Here is a 20,303-nt window from a genome sequence, read left to right as displayed (position 1 = left end):
TGCCGGGGGCGGTGAAGCCGGGGTCGGTCTCGCCGGGGGCGGGCTGGGCGACGATGTCCTCGGCGCCGGTCCGCGTGTCCACCTCGTGGGTCAGCGGTGCCGACGTCTGGCCGGCCTTCGTCTGCGTGATCGAGTAGGTGTTCTGCGCGTTGCGGGCCACGGTGCCGGTGAAGGCGGCCATGCCGGTCGCACCGATGTCCGCGCGGTGTTCCGTCCCGTCACTGTCCGTGAAGGTCGCGGTCGCCCCGGGGACGCCGTAGAGGTTGAAGAGGATGCGGTCACCCTGAACGCCCGGTTCGAACGCCAGGGTCGGCGCCGGCAGCGCACCGGTGCTCTTGTCGATGACGATCTCCGTGCGCGCCGAGGTACCCGTCGGCAGGACGTACTCGGCCTGGTACACGGTCTTCTCGCCGTGCGGTGCCGTGACCCAGAGCTGCACGCCGTCGGGCCCGAGCGGACCGGACCACTCGCGGTCCTGCACGAGGTCCCCGGCCTGGTCGTAGACCTTGACGTGACCACGCCCGCCGTCGTTCCCGAGCTCGGGAGCATCGAAGAGCAGGCTCTGGTGGTCCCCCAACGTCTCGCCGAGCGTGACGAAGGGCGCGGCGACACCGCTCACGGTGAAGCCGGCGTCAGCGTCACCCGGGGCCGGCTTCGCGACGATCGGGTCGACGACCGGCTGCTGGACGGTGAACCCGGCGTCGGCGTCACCCGGTGCCGGCTGCGCGACGATCGGCGCGGGCGTACCGCCGGTGTGGTCGTCGCCGTAGACGCCCACGTGCAGGACGGCCGACTCTGAGGAGGCTCCGGCCGCAGCGGTGGTGGTCGCCGTGACGTCGTGCATGCCCGGAGCGAGCGGGCCGTCCGTGGTGCAGTGCGCGATGCCGATGGTGCCTGCGAGCACCGGCGCAGTGCAGAGCTCGTGGCCGTTGGTGTCATGGACGGCGACGGAACCGTCCGTCACGCCGTTCGTGTCCAGGTTGAAGACGACGTGCTGCTCGCTCCCGATGCTCACCGATCCGGAGGAGTCCGGCGTGAAGGTCTCGCCGTCGTAGCCGATGTTGATGAAGGACGGGGCAGCGATGGCGTCCGTGGCTGCGGACGCGGGGAGCGCGCCGGCACCCGCGGCGAGGGTGGCCAGGACCGCGGCCGCGATGGCAGTGGGGCGGTAGCGATGGATGGGACGAGACATGAGACTCCAGGGTCGAAGGGATGGACATATGAAATATCTCATACGAATCGATCCGGTCGTGACCATCGCCCTGATTGGTCATGACCAGTAGAGTGAGCTCGTGGAGATCATCATCCTGCCCACGCCCGCCGAGGTCGGTCGGGTCGCCGCTGCGAAGATCGCGTCCGTGGTCGCCGCCAAGCCGACCGCCGTCGTCGGTCTCGCGACCGGGTCCAGCCCCCAGGGCATCTACACCGACCTGCACCGCCGTGTCGCCGCCGGGGAGATCACCTTCGCCCAGGCCCGTGGCTTCGCCCTCGACGAGTACGTCGGGATCCCACTCGAGCACCCCGAGTCCTACGCCGCCGTCATCGCCCGCGACGTCGTCGAGCCGCTCGGCTTCGACCCGTCCCGCGTCCGCGTGCCCGACGGCCGCGCCACCGACATCGAGTTCGCGGCGAAGGAGTACGACGCCGCGATCCGGGCCGCCGGCGGGATCGACGTGCAGATCCTCGGCATCGGGGCGAACGGCCACATCGGCTTCAACGAGCCCACGTCGTCGTTCGCGTCCCGCACTCGGATCAAGACGCTCGCCCCGTCTACGCGCGAAGCCAACGCCCGGTTCTTCGACTCCCTCGACCAGGTCCCGACGCACTGCATGACCCAGGGGCTCGGCACGATCCTCGAGGCCCGGCAGCTGGTCCTCGTCGCGCAGGGCTCCGCGAAGGCCGCCGCGGTCGCCGCCGCGGTCGAGGGGCCGCTGTCGTCGTTCGTCCCCGGCAGCGCCCTGCAGCTCCACGAGCACGCCACCGTCGTCGTCGACGAAGCCGCCGCCGCCGAGCTGCAGCTCGGGGACTACTACCGGTACACCTACGCGAACAAGCCGGAGTGGCAGCGCTTCGAGTAGCCCCTCAGCTGCAGGCCGTGTACGCGTCCCGCAGGCGTGACAGCCCCTCGCGCAGGGTCTCCTCCGAGCACCCGAAGTTGAGTCGGGCGAAGCCGTGACCCTGTCGCCCGAACGCCGGCCCGCTGGCGAGCGCGACCTTCGCCTCGTCGACGAGCACCGCAGCGGGGTCGTCGCCCCACGGCAACGCCCTGAGGTCGATCCAGGACAGGTACGAGGCCTGGGGCTGGCGGTGCAGGGCCCCGGGCAGGACGTCGCCGAGCTCCTCGGCCAGCACCCGCCGGTTCGCCGCGAGCTCCGCGAGCAGGGACGCCAGCCACGGGCCGCCCTCGCTGAACGCGGCGACGCTGGCGGTGTAGCCGAGGATCCCGGTGCGCTCGACGACCTCGGTCGGCATGCCGTCGAACCACGATCGCGCCCGGTCGGACGCCCCGACCATCAGCGCGCACTTGGTGCCCGCGAGGTTCCACGCCTTGCTCGCGCTGGTCAGGGCGACCCCGACCGCGGCGGCCTCGTCGCCCGCGTCGAGGAACGGCGTGAAGGTCGCATCGGCGTGCGTCAGCGGGGCGTGGATCTCGTCCGAGACGACGACGGCGTCCCACTCGGCCGCCAGGCGTGCCAGGGCGGCGAGGGACTCCCGGTCGTGCACGAGCCCGAGCGGGTTGTGCGGGTTGCAGAGCAGCACGGTCCGGGCGCCCTCGGCGAAGGCACGCCGGATGCCGTCCAGGTCGATGCGCCACGCGGCCGTCGTGTCGAACGGGTCGGCCGATCCCTCGGGAGCCAGCAGCGGCACCTCGGTCACCGAGCCGCCGGCTTCGGCGACGTAGTCCCAGAAGGGCGGGTACACGGGCGGCATGATGACGACCTGGTCGCCGGGCTCGATGACACGGCGCAGCGTCTCGACCGCGGCGACGGAGACGTCCGTGGTCGTGCGGACGAGATCGGGGTCGACCTGCCAGTCCCAGCGGTCACGGGCGAAGTCGGCGAAGGCCTCGGGGAGCGCCCGACCGTGTCCGACGTACCCGGTGTCGCCCGCGCTGACGGCGGCGGCGAGGGCCTCGCGCACGGGCTCGGCGAGCATGCTGTCCATCTCGGCCACGAACATTGGCAGCACGTCCGGCGGGTAGGCCGTGTACTTCTCGCTCGTGCGGGTCCGGCGTGCATCGAAGAGGGAGACCATGACGCTCATGCGCTCATCCTGGTGCATGCACGGTGAAATCCGGACGACCGATCCGTGACGTCGCGACCGTCCCCCGTCCGAGGGGGCTAGCGTCACCGACGTGACCCGTCCTCGCGTGCACCGTCGCCCGCTCCTCCGTCCGGTCCCGCTCGCCGCAGCGGCCGTCGCCGTCGCGCTGCTCGGCGCGGTGGTCGTGGCCCCGCCCGCCACCGCAGCCGGAGTGACTAGGGCGACCACGGCCTCCCGGCCGGTCGCCGACCCCGCCGCATCGGTCGACCCGTTCATCGGGACCAGCCACGACGGCAACACCTGGCCCGGCGCGACCGCGCCCTTCGGGATGGTCGCCTGGAGTCCCACCGGCACCGCCGGCGACCAGACGTCGACACCCGTCGCGAACGGCTACTCGTACGACGTGAACCGGTTGCGCGGGTTCAGCCTGACGCACCTGAACGGCGCGGGCTGCGCACCCGGTGCCGCCGGCGACGTGCCGATCATGCCGGTCACGACCGCCGTGACGACCTCGCCGTCTGCCGACACCACCGATGCGGTCTACGCAGCGGGCTACTCCCACGACCAGGAGTCCGCCAGCCCCGGCCGGTACGGCGTCCAGCTCGACAACGGTGCCCGCACCGACCTGGCCGTCACGACCCGCGCCGGCATCGGCGCGTTCACCTTCCCCGCCGGGAAGGCCGCGAACCTGCTCTTCCGCACCTCGAACTCGATCAACGGCAGCGAGGACGCCACCACCAGCGTCGACCCCCGCACCCGCACGGTCAGCGGCAGCGTCCTGACCGGCGGCTTCTGCAGCCGCCGCGCCAACGGCGGCGGCGCGACGAACCCCGACCGCCGCAGCTACTACCGCCTGTACTTCACCGCGACCTTCGACCGCGACTTCACGAGCACCGGCACCTGGAAGGACAGCACCGTCCAGCCGGGAGGCACGCACGTCTCCGGCGGAGAGGGCTACCTGACCGGGGCCGACCGTGCCGGACGCGGCTCCGGCGCGTGGATCGGGTTCGACGCGCGTCGCGGTGCGACGGTGCACGCCCGCGTCGGCATCTCGTACGTCAGCGCGGAGGGCGCCGTCGCGAACCGCGACGGTGAGGTCGGCCGGCGCGCGAGCGTCGACAGCGTGGCGGCGGCCACCCGGGCGTCGTGGAACCAGGAGCTCTCGCGCATCCGGGTCGGTGGCGGCACGCCGGAGCGGACCACCCAGCTGTACACCGCCGTCTACCACGCGCTGATGCAGCCCAACACGCTCAACGACCGGGACGGCCGCTACCTCGGGCCGGACCAGCGCGTCCACCGCATCGACCCGGGACACCGCGCGGTCTACGGCACGTACTCCGGCTGGGACCAGTACCGGGCGCAGATCCAGCTGCTCGCGCTGCTGCGGCCGGACGTCGCTGGTGACATGGCACAGTCGATGCTGCGGTTCGCCCAGCAGAACGGCGGCGTGTGGGACCGGTGGCTGCACCTCGGCGCACCGACCCACGTGATGACCGGCGACCCCTCGGCCGCGACGCTCGCCACCTGGTACGCGATGGGCGTGCGGAACTTCGACGTCCGTGCCGCCTACCAGTCGCTCCGCACCCAGGCGACGACGCAGAACGCCGACGCGCTCAGCGACATCGGGTGCCCGGGCCAGTGCCTGGCGCAGCGACCCGGGCTCGACCAGTACCTGCAGCGCCAGTACGCCGCGAACGACGACTGCCACTGCTGGGGTGGCGCGGCGGAGACCCTCGAGGACTCGATCTCGGACAGCGCGCTCGGGTACTGGGCATCGTCGCTCGGGCTCCGCTCCGACGCGCGGATGTTCGCCGCGCGCGCGACGTACTGGGAGAACACGTTCGACCCGGCCGTCGGGTACCAGGCCGCACGGCAGGCCGACGGGTCGTGGACACCGGACTGGTCGCCCTCGACCGGCGTCGGGTTCGCGCAGGGGACCAGCGCGCAGTACACCTGGCTGGTGCCGCAGGACGTGCAGGGCCTGTCGCAGGCGCTCGGCGGAGACACCGCTGCGGTGGCACGGCTCGACACCTTCTTCCACGACGACTCGGGTGCGTTCGCGGTCACCGGTGGCGACGCGACGAAGTTCGACCCGACGAACGAGCCCGACATCCACACGCCGTGGATGTACAACGCGCTCGGGCAGCCCTGGAAGACCCAGGAGACCGTCCGCCGGGTCGTCGACGACGCGTACGGCACCGGGCCGGGCGGGCTCCCCGGGAACGACGACCTCGGCACGATGAGCGCCTGGTACGTGTTCGCGTCGATCGGGCTCTACCCGCAGACACCCGGGCGGGCCGACATGCTCGTGGCCAGCCCGACCTTCTCGACGGTCGACATCCGACGCTCGAGCGGGCAGCGGATCGTCATCCGGTCGTCCGGGACCGACACGTTCGTGCAGGGCGCCCAGCTGGACGGCCGGACACTCCGGCGGTCGTGGGTGCCGTCCTCGTTCGTCAACCGGGGTGGGACGCTCTCGCTGCAGGTCGGTGCGGCGCCGGACACGACGTGGGCCACCGCCCCGCGGGACCGGCCGCGCGACCGCTGAGCACGGGGGCTCCCGCCCCGGCCGTCGTGCTCAGCCAGCGAGCTCGGGAGCTGATCAGCCGGCGAGCTCGGGTGCTGCCAGCAGGCGTGTGAGCGTGCTGCGTCCCAGCGCGTGCATGGCCGGGTTCGTGTCGCGGTAGTACCGGGCGAGCCCCAGTGCCTGTTCGAGCGCCCACGCTGCCCCCCGAGACCACTCCACGTCGTCGCTGCCAACGCGCGTGCGGAACACCGCGCGCGCGTCGGTGTCCAGCATGTGCCACACGGCGACCAGGTCCAGCGCCGGGTCCGCCGGGCCGGTGCCGCCCGCGTCGAGCACCCCGGCCAGGCGGTCCCCGCGCACCAGCACGTTCGCCGGGATCAGGTCGCCGTGGGTCATCGCGTGCCGGGCCGGCTCCGGGAGCACGCGGAGCCGTTCCCACATCGACCGCAGCCGTTCGACGGGCAGCAGTCCGCCGCTGCGGGCGAGGCACTCCGCGACCCAGTCGTCGTGGTCCGGCAGGTGTCCACCACGGCCGCTGCCCGCGAAGGAGCGGCCGCCCGTGTCGGCCGCGCGGAGCCGGAGCACCAGCGTGGCCAGGTCCTCGGCGAACGGCGTGCTGCGTGCGGCCCCGGCGGGTGTCCCGACGTCCCCGGGGATCCAGGTGTGCACCGTCCAGGGCAGCGGGTACCCCTCGCCCGGTGCGCCGATCGCGACCAGATCGGGTGTCGGGAGCGCTGCGATGCCCGCGAACTCCCGCGCGGCATCGGCCTCGTGCCGCATCGTGGCGAGGACCGCGTCCGGATCCCCGGCGTGGAGCGGGCAGCGGACGGCCAGGTCCTCGCCGAGCCGGAAGACCGCGTTGACCGTCCCCGCCAGCGGCAGCGCCCGGACCGGACGACCGCCCAGCGCCGGGAACTGGTGCTCGACGAGACGACGGACCCGGTCGGCGTCGACCGCGAGCTCGTCGTCGTGCATCACGGGCGATCGGCCCCCGCGGACCCGTGCGGGACGGACAGCTCGCGGCCGGCGCCCCACACGCGCAGGACCTCGAGGGTGGGCGACAGCGCGACCAGATCCGCCGCATGGCCCGGCGCGAGTCGACCGAGCCTGTCGCCGAGGCCGATCGCCGTCGCCGGGATGCTGGTCAGCGCCGCCACGGCCTCGGGGAGGGACGTGCCGACCTGGGTCACGGCCATCCGCAGCGCGACGTCCTGCGTCAGGGTGGACCCGGCGATGGTGTCCGTGCCCGCCACGTGGGCGACGCCGTCGGTGACGGACACGTCGAGCGACCCGAGCGTGTACGCGCCGTCGGGGGACCCGGCGGCGGCCATGGCGTCCGTGATGAGCGCGACGCGGTGCGGTGCCGCACGCAGCAGCACCCGGGCGACCGAGGGGTGCACGTGCACGCCGTCCAGGATGAGCTCGAGCGTCACGCGGTCGTCGGCGACCGCGGCGGCGATCGGCCCGGGCACACGGTGGTGCAGGCCGGGCATGGCGTTGAACGCGTGGGTGAGGACCGTGGCGCCGGCGTCGAAGCCCGCGCGGGCCTGGTCGAACGAGGCGACGGTGTGCCCGACCGCGGCGACGACCCCGGCTGCGTGCACACGGCGGATCGCGTCGAGGGCACCGGGCAGCTCCGGTGCGATCGTGACCTGTCGCACCACTCCGTCGCCGGCGGTGAGCAGGGCCTCGACGTCGGCGGGGGTCGGCGGCACCAGGAAGTGCTCGTTGTGGGCGCCCTTGTTGTCCGGCGACAGGAACGGCCCCTCGAGGTGCACGCCCACGATCAGCGGGTCGGTTGCCATCACGGACCGGACGTGGTCGAGCGTGGTGGTGATCGCCGGGACCGGGTTCGCGACCAGGCTCAGGACCGAGCGGGTCGTGCCGTGCGCCCGGTGCACCGCGAGGGCGGCCCCGAAGGCGTCGTCCTCGTACGCGGCACCGCCGGCGCCGTGCCCGTGCAGGTCGACGAAGCCGGGGACGAGCGTGGCGTCGCCGAGGTCGATGACCTGGTCCGCCGCGGGGACATCGGGTCCGGAGCCGACCGCGTGGATGGTGTCGCCGTCGAGCAGGACCCAACCGTCGGGGGTGGACCCGGCCACGTCGACCAGGTGCGCGGCGCGGACCAGGGTGCGCCGGGCCTCCAGGCCGCCAGCGCTGGGAGCGGGACCCGCGTCGGCACCGGGACCGGCGACGTGCCCGCCGCCCGCGCTCACCGTGTCTCCCGACGGAAGGTGACCACACCGGACGTCGCGGCGACCAGCACGAAGACCAGGCCGACCACGGGATGCCCGATCGAGATCCAGGCGCCGCCGGCGGCGACGATGAGCGCGACCTCGACGATCGTCTTGCCCACGATGTCCGTCTCGATCGGCGAGCGCGAGGAACGGAACAAGAAGTAGACCACCGCGGCGAAGAGCGGCGCACCGATCACGAACAGCAGCCCGGGCATCGGGAACGGCCACGCGTAGTACCCCCACGTCGCCAGGGACAGCAGGCCGAACACGCACACGACGACGCGCAGCACGCTCCAGACGTCGACACGGCGGGGGGACACCGCGTCGTCCTGCGGGTCCGGGGTGTCCGACCAGTCCACCGGGGACTGCGGGGCGTTGCTCATGTGGTGCCTACTTGAAGATGATCGTGCGGGCGCCGTCGAGGAGGACCCGGTCCTCCGCGATCCAGCGCACCGCCTGGGTGAGCGTGCGGGACTCCTCGTCCTGGCCGATCGAGACCAGCTCGGACGGGTCCTTCGTGTGGTCGACGCGGACGACGTTCTGCTCGATGATCGGCCCCTCGTCGAGGTCGCTCGTGACGAAGTGCGCCGTCGCGCCGATGAGCTTCACGCCGCGGGCATGGGCCTGTCGGTACGGGTTCGCACCCTTGAAGCCGGGCAGGAACGAGTGGTGGATGTTCACCGCACGGCCCCGCAGGGCGGTGCAGAGCTCCGGCGACAGGATCTGCATGTAGCGCGCCAGGACGACGAGCTCGATGTCGTGCTCGTCCACCGCCTGCAGGATGCGCTGCTCCATCGCCTGCTTGCTGTCGGCGTCGGTGACCGGCCGGTGCTCGAACGGGACCGAGTAGAACGCCGCCAGCTCGGACAGCTCGGCGTGGTTGGACAGCACGAGCGGCACGTCGATCGGCAGCTGCCCGCTGCGCTGCCGGTACAGCAAGTCGTTCAGGCAGTGCCCCGCCTTCGACACGAGCACCAGCGTGCGCATCGGCCGGCCGACCACGTCGAGCTGCACGCGCATGCCGTACCGCTCGACGACCGGAGCCAGGGCCTGTTCGAACGTCGACCGGTCGACCGGGGCCATGACCTGCAGGCGCATGAAGAACGTGTTGGTGTCGTGGCTCGAGAACTGCTGCGACTCGGTGATGTTGCCGTTCGCCTGCACGACGGCTCCGGAGACGGCGTGCACGATCCCGGGCTGGTCGTCGCAGACCAGCGTGAGGGTCCAGTGCGTGGCGGTGCTGTCGGTCACGGGATCAGGCTACCGGGGGCGGACCGGACGGGAGGCCCGGCGCGGCCCCGGTGGGTGCGCCGCGCTGCGGCGCTGCGGCGCGTCCGTGGTGCGGGCTGCGTTCGCGCAACCGATTCCTCCTCGAACCACGCGATCGCGTGGTTCGAGGAGGTTCCAATTATGCGAAGCCCGCCGGGCCCCGGCGGTCGCGGCCGCAGCCGCGGCGCGCGGTGCGGCGCGCCGCGGCGCGCGGTGCGGCGCGCCGCGGCGCGGCCGCGTCAGGCCGCGGGGCGCTCGCGGAGTGCGCGGTCGCCGATGGTCAGCGCGCTCAGCAGCACGGCGATGCCGACGATCACCCACCCGAGCACGTGCAGGTCGGCGGTCGTGGGGCCCTGCCCGAACACCCCGCCGATGAGCGAGGACGCCGCGATCGCCCCGATGTAGACGCTGGTGCGCGAGAGCCCGGCTGCGGTGCCGATCGACTCCGCGGGGACGATCCGGTACAGCGCCGCCTGGTTCGACACCGAGGCCAGCGCCTGCGGGATGCCGAACAGCGCGGGGGCGAGCGCCAGCAACACGAGCGGGGACCCCGTGTGCAGCCCGAGCAGCAGCAGTCCGCCGACGATCGGGACGGTGGCCGCGACGATGAGCGGGCCACGAACGGCCGTCTTCCGGGCGATCAGGAACGACGCGATCCCGGCGATGACGGCAGCCGGCAACTGGATGTACCCGGCCTGGTCGCTGGAGTACCCGGCGACGTCCTGCACCCACTGCGAGAAGCCGTAGGTCATCGTGTACGCGAGCATGTAGACCAGGAACAGCCGGACGTAGGTGCGGCTCAGGGCTCCGTTCCGCGCCAGCATCCGCACGTCGATGAACGGCTTGGTCGCGCGGAGCTCCCAGAGCACGAGCGCGACGAGCAGCACGACTGCGACGCCCAGCAGCCACCACAGCCCGGCCGTGATGTCGAGCAGGAACACCAGCAGCGCCGAGACCGTGCCCGTCATCAGCACCATGCCGAACGGGTCGAGTGCCGTGAGCACCGGGACGTCGGCGTCGGTGCGGGGGCGGAGCCGGTCGGAGGGCAGCCAGAGTCCGGCGACCACCAGTCCGAACGCGGCGAGCGGGACGTTCACCAGGAAGATCGCGTGCCAGCCGAACGCGGCGATGAGGGCTCCGCCGAGGGGTGGCCCCGCCGCGGCGGACACGAGCGAGGTGATCGACAGCGCGCCGAGCACCAGCGGCGGCGTGGGCTTGCCGATGCGCAGGGAGTGCTGCCGCAGCGTCGTGAGCGCCGCCGGGTACGCCGACGAGGTCCCGATGCCGATGAGCACGCGGGCGAACACGGCACCCCCGAACCCCGTCAGCACCTCGGGGACCACCCCGGCGATCCCGACGACCACGAGCCCGGCCATGAAGACCTTCTTCGGGCCGAAGCGGTCCGCGAGCTTGCCCATCGTCGGCTGTGCGATCGCACTCGCCAGGTAGAGCGCCGCCACGAGCCAGATCGCCTGGGAGGCCCCGATGCCGAGGTCGCGCGAGATCGGTGCGAGTGCGACGGACACCATCGTGGTGTTGATCGGGTTGAGCAGCGGTCCGACCAGGACCGGGATCAGCAGCTTCGGGCCGAAGCCGCTGCCGCCGGTGTCGGGGGTGACGACGGGGACGGGACGCGTGGAGGTGGACGTGGTGCGGCTTCTTCCGGGGTGGTGGCCGGTCGTCAGGACTCGGTCAGGGGGGTGAGGATGGCGATGGCACGGGCGACGGTGTCGCGGTCGTCCGCCGGCAGGGCGGCGAGGCGGTCCGCCAGGACGCCGGTGCGGGTCGCCCACGAGTCCTGGCGGGCGCGGGAGCCGCCGTCCGTCGCACGGACGAGCGTGCGTCGACCGTCAGCAGGGTCGGGTCGACGTTCGACGAGCCCCAGGTCGACGAGCGCCTGCACGGTCGCGCCCATCGACTGCGGACGGACACCCTCGGCCCGTGCGAGGTCAGCGACCGTCGACTCACCGTGGCGCAACAGTCGACCGAGTGCGGCGGTCTGCGAGGCGGTGACCTGGTCGGCCTTGCCCGTCAGCAGGGTCCGTCGGATGCGGCCGTGCAGCGTGAGCAGGTCGCCCGCGAGCTCGACGTGCGATTCCATACCGTCACGGTACTACTTCGGCAGCCGGGCTTGCAAGGTTGCCTTCTGGTCTCAGGCCTCGAAGACGATCCGCCGCTTCGTGACCGTGAAGCCGGCCCGCTCGAACGCCCGGCGCATCGGCACGTTCTCGGAGTCCGTCGTGCCGACCACCCGCGGTTCCCCGGCAGCACCGTGGACGCGGAGCGCCTCGGCGAGCAGCGCGTCCACGACGCCCCTGCCCCGGTGCTGCGGCAGGACCGCGATGTAGCTGATCGCGGCGTCGTACGCCGTGCGGGTCGCCAGCACGAAGCCGACCACCAGTCCGTCGGCGTCCTCGGCGACGAGCCAGTCCTGACGGCGACCCGGCAGGGTCAGGTAGAACTCGAGGTCGTCCGCCGCAGTGCCGTGCGCACCGAGCTCGGCGACGGTGGCGCGGGTGTGGGCGTCGAGCGAGCCGACGGTGACGCGGGCGAACAGGTCGAGGAACTCGGCGTCGTCGCCGGTCCGGAACGTCAGGTCGCCGTCCGTGCGTGCCGCCGGGAGGCCCGTTCCCGGCTCCCACGCGACGCTCACCCGTTCGGTGGTCCGGCCGAGCCCCGCGGTGCGTGCCGCCTGCTCGCGCCAGGCGACCGCGGCGACCGCCCGCGGGTCGTCGTGCCAGTCGACGGCGACGTCGACCACCCACTCGGGCAGCGTACCGAACGCCTCGGCGCCGGCGCGGATCATGCCCGCGGCGACGGCCGCACGCTCGTCGTCGTCGGAGACGTCCACGATCAGGTCGTCGAGAGTGGAGGGCTTCGCCGCGTCCGAGCCGCCCCACCACAGCGCTCGTCCGATCGGGCGGCCGTCGCGCTCGGCGAGGAACGACCACTCCCGGCGGTAGTTGCGCGTGACGGACTCCTGCCGGTACCGGTCCGGACCGATCCACGAGACCGGGTCCGGCGTGCGGAACGCAAGCAGGGCCTCCAGGTCGCCCGGGGTGGACGCACGGAACGTGACGGTCACCGACGGCTCGTCATCGTCGTCACCAGGTGCTCCTGGACGTAGCCGAGCCAGTCGTAGACGTCGCGCAGGCCGACGCCGTCCGCGGCGGTCCGGGTGGCTTCCTCGGTGTCGGCGTCGACGATGCCGAGCCGGTCCGCGATCGTGAGCCGCAGGTCGGTCAGGCAGCGGAGCCAGGATTGCTCGTCCGCCGGGGTCAGCGCTCCCGCACGCGCGCCGGTCAGCCAGGCGTGCACGGTCTCGGCGTTGGCGGACTTGGCGTCCCGCAGGTCGTCCCGGGTGTACCGCCGGAACTCGCTGCTCGCCTGTCGGTCGCCGGGGTAGGCGTCCGGGAACATCCGGAGCGTCACCGGGTCGGAGTCGAGGTCGCCGCCGAGCAGCTCGCGCAGCTGCTCGACCAGGCTCGTGAGCAGCGAGCGCTCGCCGGAGGCCAGGCCGAGGTGGATGCCGTCACCGCGACGGACGAAGGGGATCACGAGTCGGACGCCCGGTCGACCGTCGCCTGCAGGCCGAACCCGTGCATGGCCTGGACGTGTCGTTCCATCGCCTCGCGGTTGCCGGTCGCGACGACGGCACGCCCCTCGGCGTCGACCTGGTGCATCAGGCGCTCGGCCTTCGCACGCGGGAACCCGAAGTAGCTCTGGAAGACGTACGTGACGTACGACATCAGGTTGACCGGATCGTCCCAGACCACCGTCACCCACGGGACGTCCGGCCGGAGCCGGGTGCGCTCGTCCGTGTCGGCGTCGATGCGCTCGTCGACGGACGGCGTCAACAGGGTCATGCAACCAGGGTGACACAGACGGGGCGGCTCGGTACGATCGTCTCGTCGCGACTGGCGTCGGATGGGTCACCATCAGGGAGCGACACTCGACACGGTGCGTGGCCGTACGCCTGGGCCACGCCGACCGATCCTCGCCGCCGGACACGCTCCGGCTCGTCACCAAGGAGTCCCGTGTCCATCACCGATCTGTCCCCCTTCGTCGCCGGTTCGCCCGAGTCCCCGGACGCCTCCGGCGCGGCGTTCGACCAGGCCGCCGCCCGCGCCGCCTTCAACGCCCCGCTCAGCGAGGTCGACCCGGAGATCGCCCGGGTCCTGCAGCAGGAGCTCGGTCGTCAGCGCGACTTCCTCGAGATGATCGCGTCCGAGAACTTCGTTCCCCGCGCCGTGCTCGAGTCGCAGGGCTCTGTCCTGACGAACAAGTACGCCGAGGGCTACCCGGGCAAGCGCTACTACGGCGGCTGCGAGTACGTCGACGTCGCCGAGTCGCTCGCCATCGAGCGCGCCAAGAAGCTCTTCGGCGCCGACTACGCCAACGTCCAGCCGCACTCCGGCGCCACGGCCAACGCGGCGGTCCTGCACGCAATCGCCTCGGCCGGCGACACGATCCTCGGGCTCGAGCTCGCCCACGGCGGGCACCTGACGCACGGCATGAAGCTCAACTTCTCGGGCCGGATCTACAACGCCGTGTCCTACGGCGTCGACCCCACCACGTTCCAGGTCGACTACGACGACATCCGCGCCAAGGCCGTCGAGCACCAGCCCAAGGTCATCATCGCCGGCTGGTCGGCCTACCCCCGCCAGCTCGACTTCGCGAAGTTCCGTGAGATCGCGGACGAGGTCGGCGCCAAGCTCTGGGTCGACATGGCGCACTTCGCGGGGCTCGTCGCCGCGGGCCTGCACCCGTCGCCCGTCCCGCACGCGCACGTCGTGTCCACGACCGTGCACAAGACGCTCGCCGGTCCGCGCTCGGGTCTGATCCTGTCGAACGACGAGAACCTGTTCAAGAAGCTCAACTCCGCCGTGTTCCCGGGCCAGCAGGGCGGGCCGCTCATGCACGTGATCGCGGCGAAGGCCACCGCGTTCCTGCTCGCTGCGACGCCGGAGTTCAAGGACCGCCAGGAGCGCACCATCCGCGGCGCCCAGGCCCTGGCGGCACGCCTGACCCAGGACGACGCGCGCCAGGCGGGCATCGACGTCCTGACCGGCGGCACCGACGTGCACCTGGTGCTGGTCGACCTGCGCGAGTCCGAGGTCGACGGCAAGCAGGCCGAGGACCTGCTGCACGAGGTCGGCATCACCGTGAACCGCAACTCCGTGCCGTTCGACCCGCGTCCGCCGATGGTCACCTCCGGGGTCCGCATCGGTACCTCGGCGCTCGCCACCCGCGGGTTCAGCGACGCCGAGTTCACCGAGGTCGCCGACATCATCGCGCTGACGCTCATGCCGAACCCGGACGTCGCAGCGCTCTCGGCCCGGGTGAAGACCCTGACCGACGCGTTCCCCCTGTACGCGTGAACGACACCGCACCGCTGGTCCACGAGCGCTGGGCCGGCGAGGGCTCTGCCGTCCGCATCGACGGCACCGCCCTGGCCGCCCGCACGCTCGACGACCTGAAGACCCGGATCGACCGGCTGCACGACCACGGGTTCCGCCCGGGCCTCGGCACGATCATGGTCGGCCAGAACGCGGGCTCGGTGTCGTACGTCGCCGGCAAGCACCGTGACTCGGCGCAGATCGGGCTCGACTCCATCCGGATCGACCTGCCGGAGACGGCGTCCGCCGCCGACATCCGTGCCGCGATCCTGCAGATGAACGACGACCCCCGGGTCACCGCCTTCATCGTGCAGCTCCCGCTGCCGCTGGGCATCGACCCGATCCCCATGCTCGAGCTCATGCACCCGGCCAAGGACGCCGACGGCCTGCACCCGACGAACCTCGGCGAGCTCGTCCTCGCCGTCCCGGGTGGCGCCGGCACGATCGACGCCCCGCTGCCCTGCACCCCGCGCGGCATCGTCGCGATGCTCGAGGCGTACGACGTCCCGATCCGGGGGCAGCACGTCACGATCATCGGCCAGGGGCTGACGGTCGGACGCCCGCTCGGGCTGCTGCTCACCCGGCTCGAGGCCACGGCGACGCTGACCCACTCGCTGACCGAGGACGTCGCTGCCGAGTGTCGTCGCGCCGACATCATCGTCGCCGCGGCCGGGGTCGCCGGACTCGTCAAGCCGGACTGGGTGAAGCCGGGGGCCGCGGTCATCGACGTCGGCATCACCCGCGTGGTGAACGAGGAGACGGGCAAGGCCAAGCTGCACGGCGACGTCGACCCGGCGGTTGCATCGGTGGCGGGGTACCTGACACCGACGCCGGGCGGCGTCGGACCGATGACGCGGGCGATGCTCATGAAGAACGTCGTCGAGGCCGCCGAGCGCCACCTGCACTGAGCGGGCGGGGCCGCGGGGCGGTCGCCGCGTTCGCACAACCAAAACCACCTCGCACCACGGCAATCCGTGGTGCGAGGTGATTTTGGTTGTGCGGAGCCGAGCCGAGCCGAACGGGCGGCCGCCGGGCAGGTCAGTCGCGCCGGGCGCCCTGTGCTGCGTGCACCGTGAACACGGTCGGCTCGCGGTACCCGGCCTCGGCGAACGCGGCCACGGCGGCAGTGCTGATCGCCTCGCGCTGCCCGGCGTCCACGAGTGCGATCGCCGCGCCACCGAACCCGCCGCCCGTCATCCGAGCCCCGACCGCACCGTGCGCCATCGCGGTCGCGACGGCCAGGTCGAGCTCGGGGACGGAGATCTCGAAGTCATCGCGCATCGACTCGTGCGACGCGACGAGCAGCTCGCCGATCGCGCGGGGGCCGTGCTCGCGCAGTGTCCGCACGGTGTCGAGCACGCGCTGGTCCTCGGTCACGATGTGCCGCACCCGCCGGAAGGTCTCGTCGTCGAGCAGCTCCTGCGCCCGGGGGAGGTCGTCGACGGTCACGTCGCGCAGGGCCTCCACCCCGAGCACCTGTGCCCCCTTCTCGCACGATGCCCGCCGCGCGGCGTAGCCACCCGTGGCATGGGCGTGCTCGACACGGGTGTCGATGACCAGGACCTCGAGCCCGTTCGCCTCGAGCGCCATGTCGACCACGGCGGTGTCGAGTGTCCGGCAGTCCAGGAACACCACGGCATCGCGCTCGCCGAGCAGGGACGCAGACTGGTCCATGATCCCGGTGGGGGCCCCGACGGCGTGGTTCTCGGAGTACTGCCCGACGCGGGCGAGCTGCTTGCGGTCGAGCCCGAGTTCCCACAGGTCGTTGAACGCCAGCGCGACCCCGCACTCGATCGCCGCACTGGAGGACAGGCCGGCACCGACGGGCACGTCGGACTCGATGAACACGTCGAACCCGGTCTTGTCGCTCAGGTCGGCGCCCTGCTCGCGCAACGCCCAGGCGATGCCGAACACGTACGCGGACCACCCGTCCATCGCGGCCGGGTCGAGGTCGTCGAGGGAGAGCGAGACGACGGACTCCGGGTCGAACGCGGAGGCGACGCGCAGCACCCGGTCGGTCCGCGGTGCGATCGACGCGGTGGTGCGCCGGTCGATCGCGAACGGCAGGACGTAGCCCTCGTTGTAGTCGGTGTGCTCACCGATCAGGTTGACGCGACCGGGCGCGGAGTACCGCACCGTGGGCCCGTACCCGAACACCTGCTGGAACGTCATGCGCGCTCGATCCCTCCTCGGATGAACTCGGCCGCCTTCTCGGGCACGAGGTCCCCGATCCAGGCGCCCATGGCGGCTTCACTGCCGGCCAGGAACTTCAACTTGTCGGCTGCCCGCCGCGGGGACGTGATCTGGAGCATCAGCCGCACGGTGTCGCGAGCAGTGTGGACGGGCGCCTGGTGCCACGCGGCGATGTACGGCGTGGGGTCGCCGTACAGCTCGTCGAGGCCCCGCGTGAGCCGCAGGTGCATGTGGGCGAGCTCGTCCTTCTCGGCATCGGTCAGCCCGGCGAAGTCCGGGACGTGGCGGTGCGGCAGCATGTGGATCTCGATCGGCCAGCGCGCGGCGAACGGCACGAAGGCGGTGAAGTGCTCGCCGGCCAGCACGACCCGTTCGGAGTCACGCTCGTTCGCCAGGTGCTGCTCGAAGAGGTCCGGCCCGAAGCGCTCGATCGAGTCCAGCAGCCGCTGCGTGCGGGGCGTGACGTAGGGGTAGGCGTAGATCTGCCCGTGTGGGTGGTGCAGCGTGACGCCGATCGCCTGTCCGCGGTTCTCGAACGGGAACACCTGCTGGATGCCCGGCATCGCCGACAGCGCAGCGGTGCGGTCCGCCCAGGCTTCGACGACGGTGCGTGCCCGCGACTCGGAGATCGACGCGAACGACCCGGCGGTCTCGGGCGAGAAACACACGACCTCGCACCGGCCGACCGAGCGGAAGGTCCGGTTGAGCCCGACGTCGGTCAGGTCGCCGAGCGAGCCGGGGGCGTCGTCGGCCTGCAGTGCCGGGCCGAACGACGGCGAGCGGTTCTCGAACACCGCGACGTCGTACACGCTCGGGATCTCTGACGGGTTGGCAGCGGACTGCGGGGCGAGGGGGTCCTGGTCGGCCGGGGGCAGGAACACGCGGTTCTGCCGGCTGCTGGCGATGGAGACCCACTCGCCGGTCAGGACGTCCTGTCGCATCGTGGCCGTCACGGGCCGCGGGTCGAGCGTCCGTTCGTCGACACGGCGCTCGGCGGACAGTTGCGTGTCCGCATCGTCGAAGTAGATGAGGTCGCGGCCGTCCGCGAGCTTCGTCGCGCGCTTGGTGATCACCGATCCATCCTAGCCGCAGTCCGAAGCGTTGCGAAAGTGATCGGAAGCAGGCGAAACTTGGGCCGTGACCGACGACGACCTATCCTTCCTGGCCGGCACGATGCCGGCGCCGCTCCGCCAGGACCGCATCGTCACGATCGTCGACGGCGCGCCAGGCATGGTCAGGACCGCTGCGCTCGCCGCGGCACTCGGCACGAGCGAGGTCACGGTCCGTCAGGACCTCGCGGTGCTCGACCGGGAGGCTCGGCTGCGGCGGGTGCACGGCGGTGCGGTCCGTCTCGGTGTCGGTTCCCGCGAGCGACCGTTCGAGGAGACCGCCGTCGAGCACCAGGTGGCCAAGGCCGCCATCGGCCGCGCCGCGGCCGCGCTGGTGCGGTCCGGGGAGTGCGTGCTGCTCGACGTGGGCACGACGCCGGCCGCCGTCGCCGAGGCGCTCGTCGCTCGCGAGGACCTGGTCGACGTCACCGTCGTGACGAACTCCCTGACGACGGCACTCGCCCTCGAACGCGCCGTCCCGCGGTTCACCGTGATCGTCACGGGTGGCACGCTCCGGCCGCTCCAACACTCGCTCGTCGCGCCGTTCAACAACACCGTCCTGCCGGTGATCGCGGCGGACGTGGTGTTCCTGGGCGGCACGGGCCTGGACGTCGAGCACGGCCTGACGAACGTCAACCTGCCCGAGACCGAGGCCAAGCGCGTCCTCGCCGCCGCGGCCGGGCGTACCGTCGTCGTGGTGGACGGCTCGAAGTTCGGGCACGCCCACGTCGGGGTCGTCCGGGCCCTGGCCGACATCGACGTCGTCGTCACCGCGGACGCGCTGCCGGAGGACGTCGCACCGGTGCGGGCCGCGGGCGTCGACGTCGTCGTGGCGGACGACAGCACGGCATCGGGAAGGAACCACAGCGCATGACCGCAGCAGCACCCACCGGGGGCCAGTACCGCCTCCGTCACGCCGGCCCGGACGGGGTCGTCGAGGCGGTCGTCACCGAGGTGGCGGCGGGCATCCGCCAGCTCACCGTCGCGGGCTTCGACCTGACCGAGCCCTTCCCTGTGTCCGAGGCGCCCGCGGGAGCGAACGGCATCGTGCTGGTCCCGTGGCCCAACCGCGTCGCCGGAGGAGCCTGGGAGCTGGACGGCAAGCGCCAGCAGCTCGACGTGTCCGAGCCGAAGTTCGGCAACGCCTCACACGGCCTGCTCCGGTTCTCGCCGTACCGACTGGTGGCGCAGACCGAGTCGGGAGTGGAGCAGACGGCGACCATCCATCCGCAGCACGGATGGCCGTTCACCCTCGAGACCCGCGTGCACCACGAGCTCGTGGATGACGGCATCCGCATCACCCACACCGTCACGAACCGCTCCGGCGTGCGCGCTCCGTTCGCCGTCGGGTCGCACCCGTACCTGCGCGCCGGTGACACCCCGGCCGAGGACCTCGTCGTGACGCTCGACGCCGCCACCGCGTTCACCGTGGACGAGCGGAAGATCCCGAACGGCACGCAGTCCGTCGACGGCACCGACCTCGACCTGCGGCAGGGGCGTCGCGCGGGGGATTCGGACCTGGACACCGCCTACACCGACGTCACGCCCGACGACGAGGGCATCCGTCGGACGACGATCCACGGTCCGGAGGGCGACGGCGTCCAGCTGTGGCAGGACCCGTCCTTCCCCTACGTGCAGGTGTTCACGTCGCGCGAGTTCCCGCGTAGCGAGGGCAAGGGCCTGGCGGTCGCGGTCGAACCGATGACGGCGCCGGCCGATGCGCTGAACTCGGGGGAAGGCCTGCGCTGGCTCGAGCCCGACGATTCCTGGACCGGCTCGTGGGGGATCCGCCGCGTCTGGTCCTGACCCGGCCGGCGGTCAGCGGCGACGCATGCGGAGCGCTTCGACCGCGAGCGACTCGGAGTCGTAGCGGCCGATCTCCTGCGCCCACGCGGGGTCGTCCCCGCGCAGGGCGATGAACTGCTTGCGCTGCCGGCACACGTAGCCGAGCACGCTCGACGCCGTGGACACCTCGGCGAAGTCCTTGCGGATGTGCCGGGTCGTGACGTGCGCGTTCCGCCGGAGCGTGTCCAGCAGGAGCTGGTCGCTCATGGTGGTGTTGGTCGCTGCGGCGAGCTCGACGATGCGGCGCGCGTCTCCGGTGCTGCTGGACTGCGTGGCGTCGATGTGCTCGATCACGGTGTACCCCGTTCGTTCTGGTGCGGATGGTGCGACGGGAACGACCTCGGTCGATCCGGGTACGACACTATCGGCGGCAGACCAGCAGATCGCTGTGGGCAACCTGGGGTGTGCAGAAGGAACGCCATGAGCTGCCTGTGGAGCACTTGTACCCCGAGGGAAGCGG

The 20,303-nt window shown here is 72.2% G+C and carries 20 protein-coding genes and 1 riboswitch; of the genes, 6 read left to right on the top strand and 14 right to left on the bottom strand.

Translation table 11 applies throughout. From position 1 onward, the window contains the following. The coding region (locus ASG04_RS17540; RefSeq protein WP_162241685.1) for a hypothetical protein at positions 1 to 1,192 on the bottom strand (1,192 nt) is incomplete at its 3' end. Between the two features lie 100 nt (positions 1,193 to 1,292). On the opposite strand from ASG04_RS17540, the gene nagB reads away from it, so the two are divergent. Continuing rightward, complete coding sequence (nagB, locus tag ASG04_RS03410; RefSeq protein ID WP_056120371.1) at positions 1,293 to 2,078, top strand: glucosamine-6-phosphate deaminase; 786 nt, start codon at positions 1,293 to 1,295, stop codon at positions 2,076 to 2,078. A gap of 4 nt (positions 2,079 to 2,082) precedes the next feature. Here the strand turns inward: nagB and ASG04_RS03405 are convergent, their stop codons facing one another. Next, the gene (locus ASG04_RS03405) at positions 2,083 to 3,264 is read right to left on the bottom strand and encodes a MalY/PatB family protein (protein WP_056120368.1); all 1,182 of its coding nucleotides are present in this window, start codon (positions 3,262 to 3,264) and stop codon (positions 2,083 to 2,085) included. A 91-nt stretch (positions 3,265 to 3,355) separates the two neighbouring features. Here ASG04_RS03405 and ASG04_RS03400 point away from each other — a divergent pair, with 91 nt between their 5' ends. Next, complete coding sequence (locus ASG04_RS03400) at positions 3,356 to 5,812, top strand: GH92 family glycosyl hydrolase (RefSeq protein WP_235515421.1); 2,457 nt, start codon at positions 3,356 to 3,358, stop codon at positions 5,810 to 5,812. A 54-nt stretch (positions 5,813 to 5,866) separates the two neighbouring features. Here the strand turns inward: ASG04_RS03400 and ASG04_RS03395 are convergent, their stop codons facing one another. The 9 genes from ASG04_RS03395 to clpS all read right to left on the bottom strand — a co-directional run bounded on the left by ASG04_RS03395 (position 5,867) and on the right by clpS (position 13,163). After that, the gene (locus ASG04_RS03395; RefSeq protein WP_056120436.1) at positions 5,867 to 6,766 is read right to left on the bottom strand and encodes a phosphotransferase; all 900 of its coding nucleotides are present in this window, start codon (positions 6,764 to 6,766) and stop codon (positions 5,867 to 5,869) included. Continuing rightward, positions 6,766 to 7,938, bottom strand: a complete 1,173-nt coding sequence (gene nagA / locus ASG04_RS03390) for an N-acetylglucosamine-6-phosphate deacetylase (RefSeq protein ID WP_056120433.1) — start codon at positions 7,936 to 7,938, stop codon at positions 6,766 to 6,768. Before nagA ends, ASG04_RS03395 begins: the two co-directional genes overlap by 1 nt. A 65-nt stretch (positions 7,939 to 8,003) precedes the next feature. Then, on the bottom strand, positions 8,004 to 8,411 hold the full coding sequence (locus ASG04_RS03385; protein ID WP_056120364.1) for a YrdB family protein: 408 nt from the start codon (positions 8,409 to 8,411) through the stop codon (positions 8,004 to 8,006). A gap of 7 nt (positions 8,412 to 8,418) precedes the next feature. After that, positions 8,419 to 9,279, bottom strand: coding sequence for a formyltetrahydrofolate deformylase (purU, locus tag ASG04_RS03380; protein ID WP_056120359.1), 861 nt, complete (start codon positions 9,277 to 9,279; stop codon positions 8,419 to 8,421). Between the two features lie 257 nt (positions 9,280 to 9,536). Then, complete coding sequence (locus ASG04_RS03375) at positions 9,537 to 11,090, bottom strand: MFS transporter (protein ID WP_268750886.1); 1,554 nt, start codon at positions 11,088 to 11,090, stop codon at positions 9,537 to 9,539. Next, positions 10,979 to 11,398 carry a MarR family winged helix-turn-helix transcriptional regulator gene (locus tag ASG04_RS17965; protein ID WP_082517784.1) on the bottom strand — a complete coding sequence of 140 codons (420 nt, stop codon included), beginning with the start codon at positions 11,396 to 11,398 and terminating at the stop codon, positions 10,979 to 10,981. The genes ASG04_RS03375 and ASG04_RS17965 overlap by 112 nt, the downstream gene beginning before the upstream one ends. Before the next feature lie 51 nt (positions 11,399 to 11,449). Continuing rightward, positions 11,450 to 12,382: a GNAT family N-acetyltransferase gene (locus tag ASG04_RS03370; RefSeq protein WP_056120356.1), complete on the bottom strand. Its 933-nt coding sequence runs from the start codon at positions 12,380 to 12,382 to the stop codon at positions 11,450 to 11,452. Further along, entirely contained in the window at positions 12,379 to 12,855 is a 477-nt protein-coding gene (locus ASG04_RS03365) for a DUF2017 domain-containing protein (RefSeq protein ID WP_056120353.1), read from the bottom strand. Before ASG04_RS03365 ends, ASG04_RS03370 begins: the two co-directional genes overlap by 4 nt. Beyond that, positions 12,852 to 13,163, bottom strand: a complete 312-nt coding sequence (clpS, locus tag ASG04_RS03360; protein WP_082517783.1) for an ATP-dependent Clp protease adapter ClpS — start codon at positions 13,161 to 13,163, stop codon at positions 12,852 to 12,854. The genes ASG04_RS03365 and clpS overlap by 4 nt, the downstream gene beginning before the upstream one ends. A 37-nt stretch (positions 13,164 to 13,200) precedes the next feature. After that, positions 13,201 to 13,286: riboswitch (ZMP/ZTP riboswitch) on the top strand. 177 nt (positions 13,287 to 13,463) lie between these two features. Here clpS and glyA point away from each other — a divergent pair. Together glyA and ASG04_RS03350 are read left to right on the top strand one after the other, a co-directional pair. After that, positions 13,464 to 14,678 carry a serine hydroxymethyltransferase gene (gene glyA / locus ASG04_RS03355; protein ID WP_056120426.1) on the top strand — a complete coding sequence of 405 codons (1,215 nt, stop codon included), beginning with the start codon at positions 13,464 to 13,466 and terminating at the stop codon, positions 14,676 to 14,678. Next, positions 14,675 to 15,604 (top strand): tetrahydrofolate dehydrogenase/cyclohydrolase catalytic domain-containing protein, encoded by a 930-nt coding sequence (locus ASG04_RS03350; protein ID WP_235515420.1) that lies wholly within the window; start codon positions 14,675 to 14,677, stop codon positions 15,602 to 15,604. Before glyA ends, ASG04_RS03350 begins: the two co-directional genes overlap by 4 nt. A 130-nt stretch (positions 15,605 to 15,734) precedes the next feature. On the opposite strand, the gene galK is transcribed toward ASG04_RS03350, so the two are convergent. Together galK and galT are read right to left on the bottom strand one after the other, a co-directional pair. Next, positions 15,735 to 16,868 carry a galactokinase gene (gene galK / locus ASG04_RS03345; protein ID WP_056120349.1) on the bottom strand — a complete coding sequence of 378 codons (1,134 nt, stop codon included), beginning with the start codon at positions 16,866 to 16,868 and terminating at the stop codon, positions 15,735 to 15,737. Further along, positions 16,865 to 17,962: a galactose-1-phosphate uridylyltransferase gene (galT, locus tag ASG04_RS03340; protein ID WP_056120346.1), complete on the bottom strand. Its 1,098-nt coding sequence runs from the start codon at positions 17,960 to 17,962 to the stop codon at positions 16,865 to 16,867. The genes galK and galT overlap by 4 nt, the downstream gene beginning before the upstream one ends. Before the next feature lie 64 nt (positions 17,963 to 18,026). Between galT and ASG04_RS03335 the strand changes: the two genes are divergently transcribed. Both ASG04_RS03335 and ASG04_RS03330 read left to right on the top strand, forming a co-directional pair. Continuing rightward, positions 18,027 to 18,872: a DeoR/GlpR family DNA-binding transcription regulator gene (locus ASG04_RS03335; RefSeq protein ID WP_181436966.1), complete on the top strand. Its 846-nt coding sequence runs from the start codon at positions 18,027 to 18,029 to the stop codon at positions 18,870 to 18,872. Then, the gene (locus tag ASG04_RS03330; protein ID WP_056120343.1) at positions 18,869 to 19,804 is read left to right on the top strand and encodes an aldose 1-epimerase family protein; all 936 of its coding nucleotides are present in this window, start codon (positions 18,869 to 18,871) and stop codon (positions 19,802 to 19,804) included. Before ASG04_RS03335 ends, ASG04_RS03330 begins: the two co-directional genes overlap by 4 nt. Before the next feature lie 12 nt (positions 19,805 to 19,816). On the opposite strand, the gene ASG04_RS03325 is transcribed toward ASG04_RS03330, so the two are convergent. Then, positions 19,817 to 20,137 carry a hypothetical protein gene (locus ASG04_RS03325; protein ID WP_056120340.1) on the bottom strand — a complete coding sequence of 107 codons (321 nt, stop codon included), beginning with the start codon at positions 20,135 to 20,137 and terminating at the stop codon, positions 19,817 to 19,819. Positions 20,138 to 20,303: the final 166 nt, after the last annotated feature.

Origin of the sequence: Curtobacterium sp. Leaf183, assembly GCF_001424385.1 — a bacterium.
Lineage (GTDB): Bacteria > Actinomycetota > Actinomycetes > Actinomycetales > Microbacteriaceae > Curtobacterium.
This window is presented reverse-complemented; position numbering and strand designations above follow the sequence as displayed.

Bases quoted from the DNA above. Each gene is read 5' to 3' on its own strand.
- galK (WP_056120349.1), bottom strand. From the start codon at position 16,868: ATGACGTTCCAGCAGGTGTTCGGGTACGGGCCCACGGTGCGGTACTCC.
- clpS (WP_082517783.1), bottom strand. From the start codon at position 13,163: ATGACCCTGTTGACGCCGTCCGTCGACGAGCGCATCGACGCCGACACG.
- ASG04_RS03330 (WP_056120343.1), top strand. From the start codon at position 18,869: ATGACCGCAGCAGCACCCACCGGGGGCCAGTACCGCCTCCGTCACGCC.
- ASG04_RS03395 (WP_056120436.1), bottom strand. From the start codon at position 6,766: ATGCACGACGACGAGCTCGCGGTCGACGCCGACCGGGTCCGTCGTCTC.
- ASG04_RS17965 (WP_082517784.1), bottom strand. From the start codon at position 11,398: ATGGAATCGCACGTCGAGCTCGCGGGCGACCTGCTCACGCTGCACGGC.
- ASG04_RS03405 (WP_056120368.1), bottom strand. From the start codon at position 3,264: ATGAGCGTCATGGTCTCCCTCTTCGATGCACGCCGGACCCGCACGAGC.
- ASG04_RS03385 (WP_056120364.1), bottom strand. From the start codon at position 8,411: ATGAGCAACGCCCCGCAGTCCCCGGTGGACTGGTCGGACACCCCGGAC.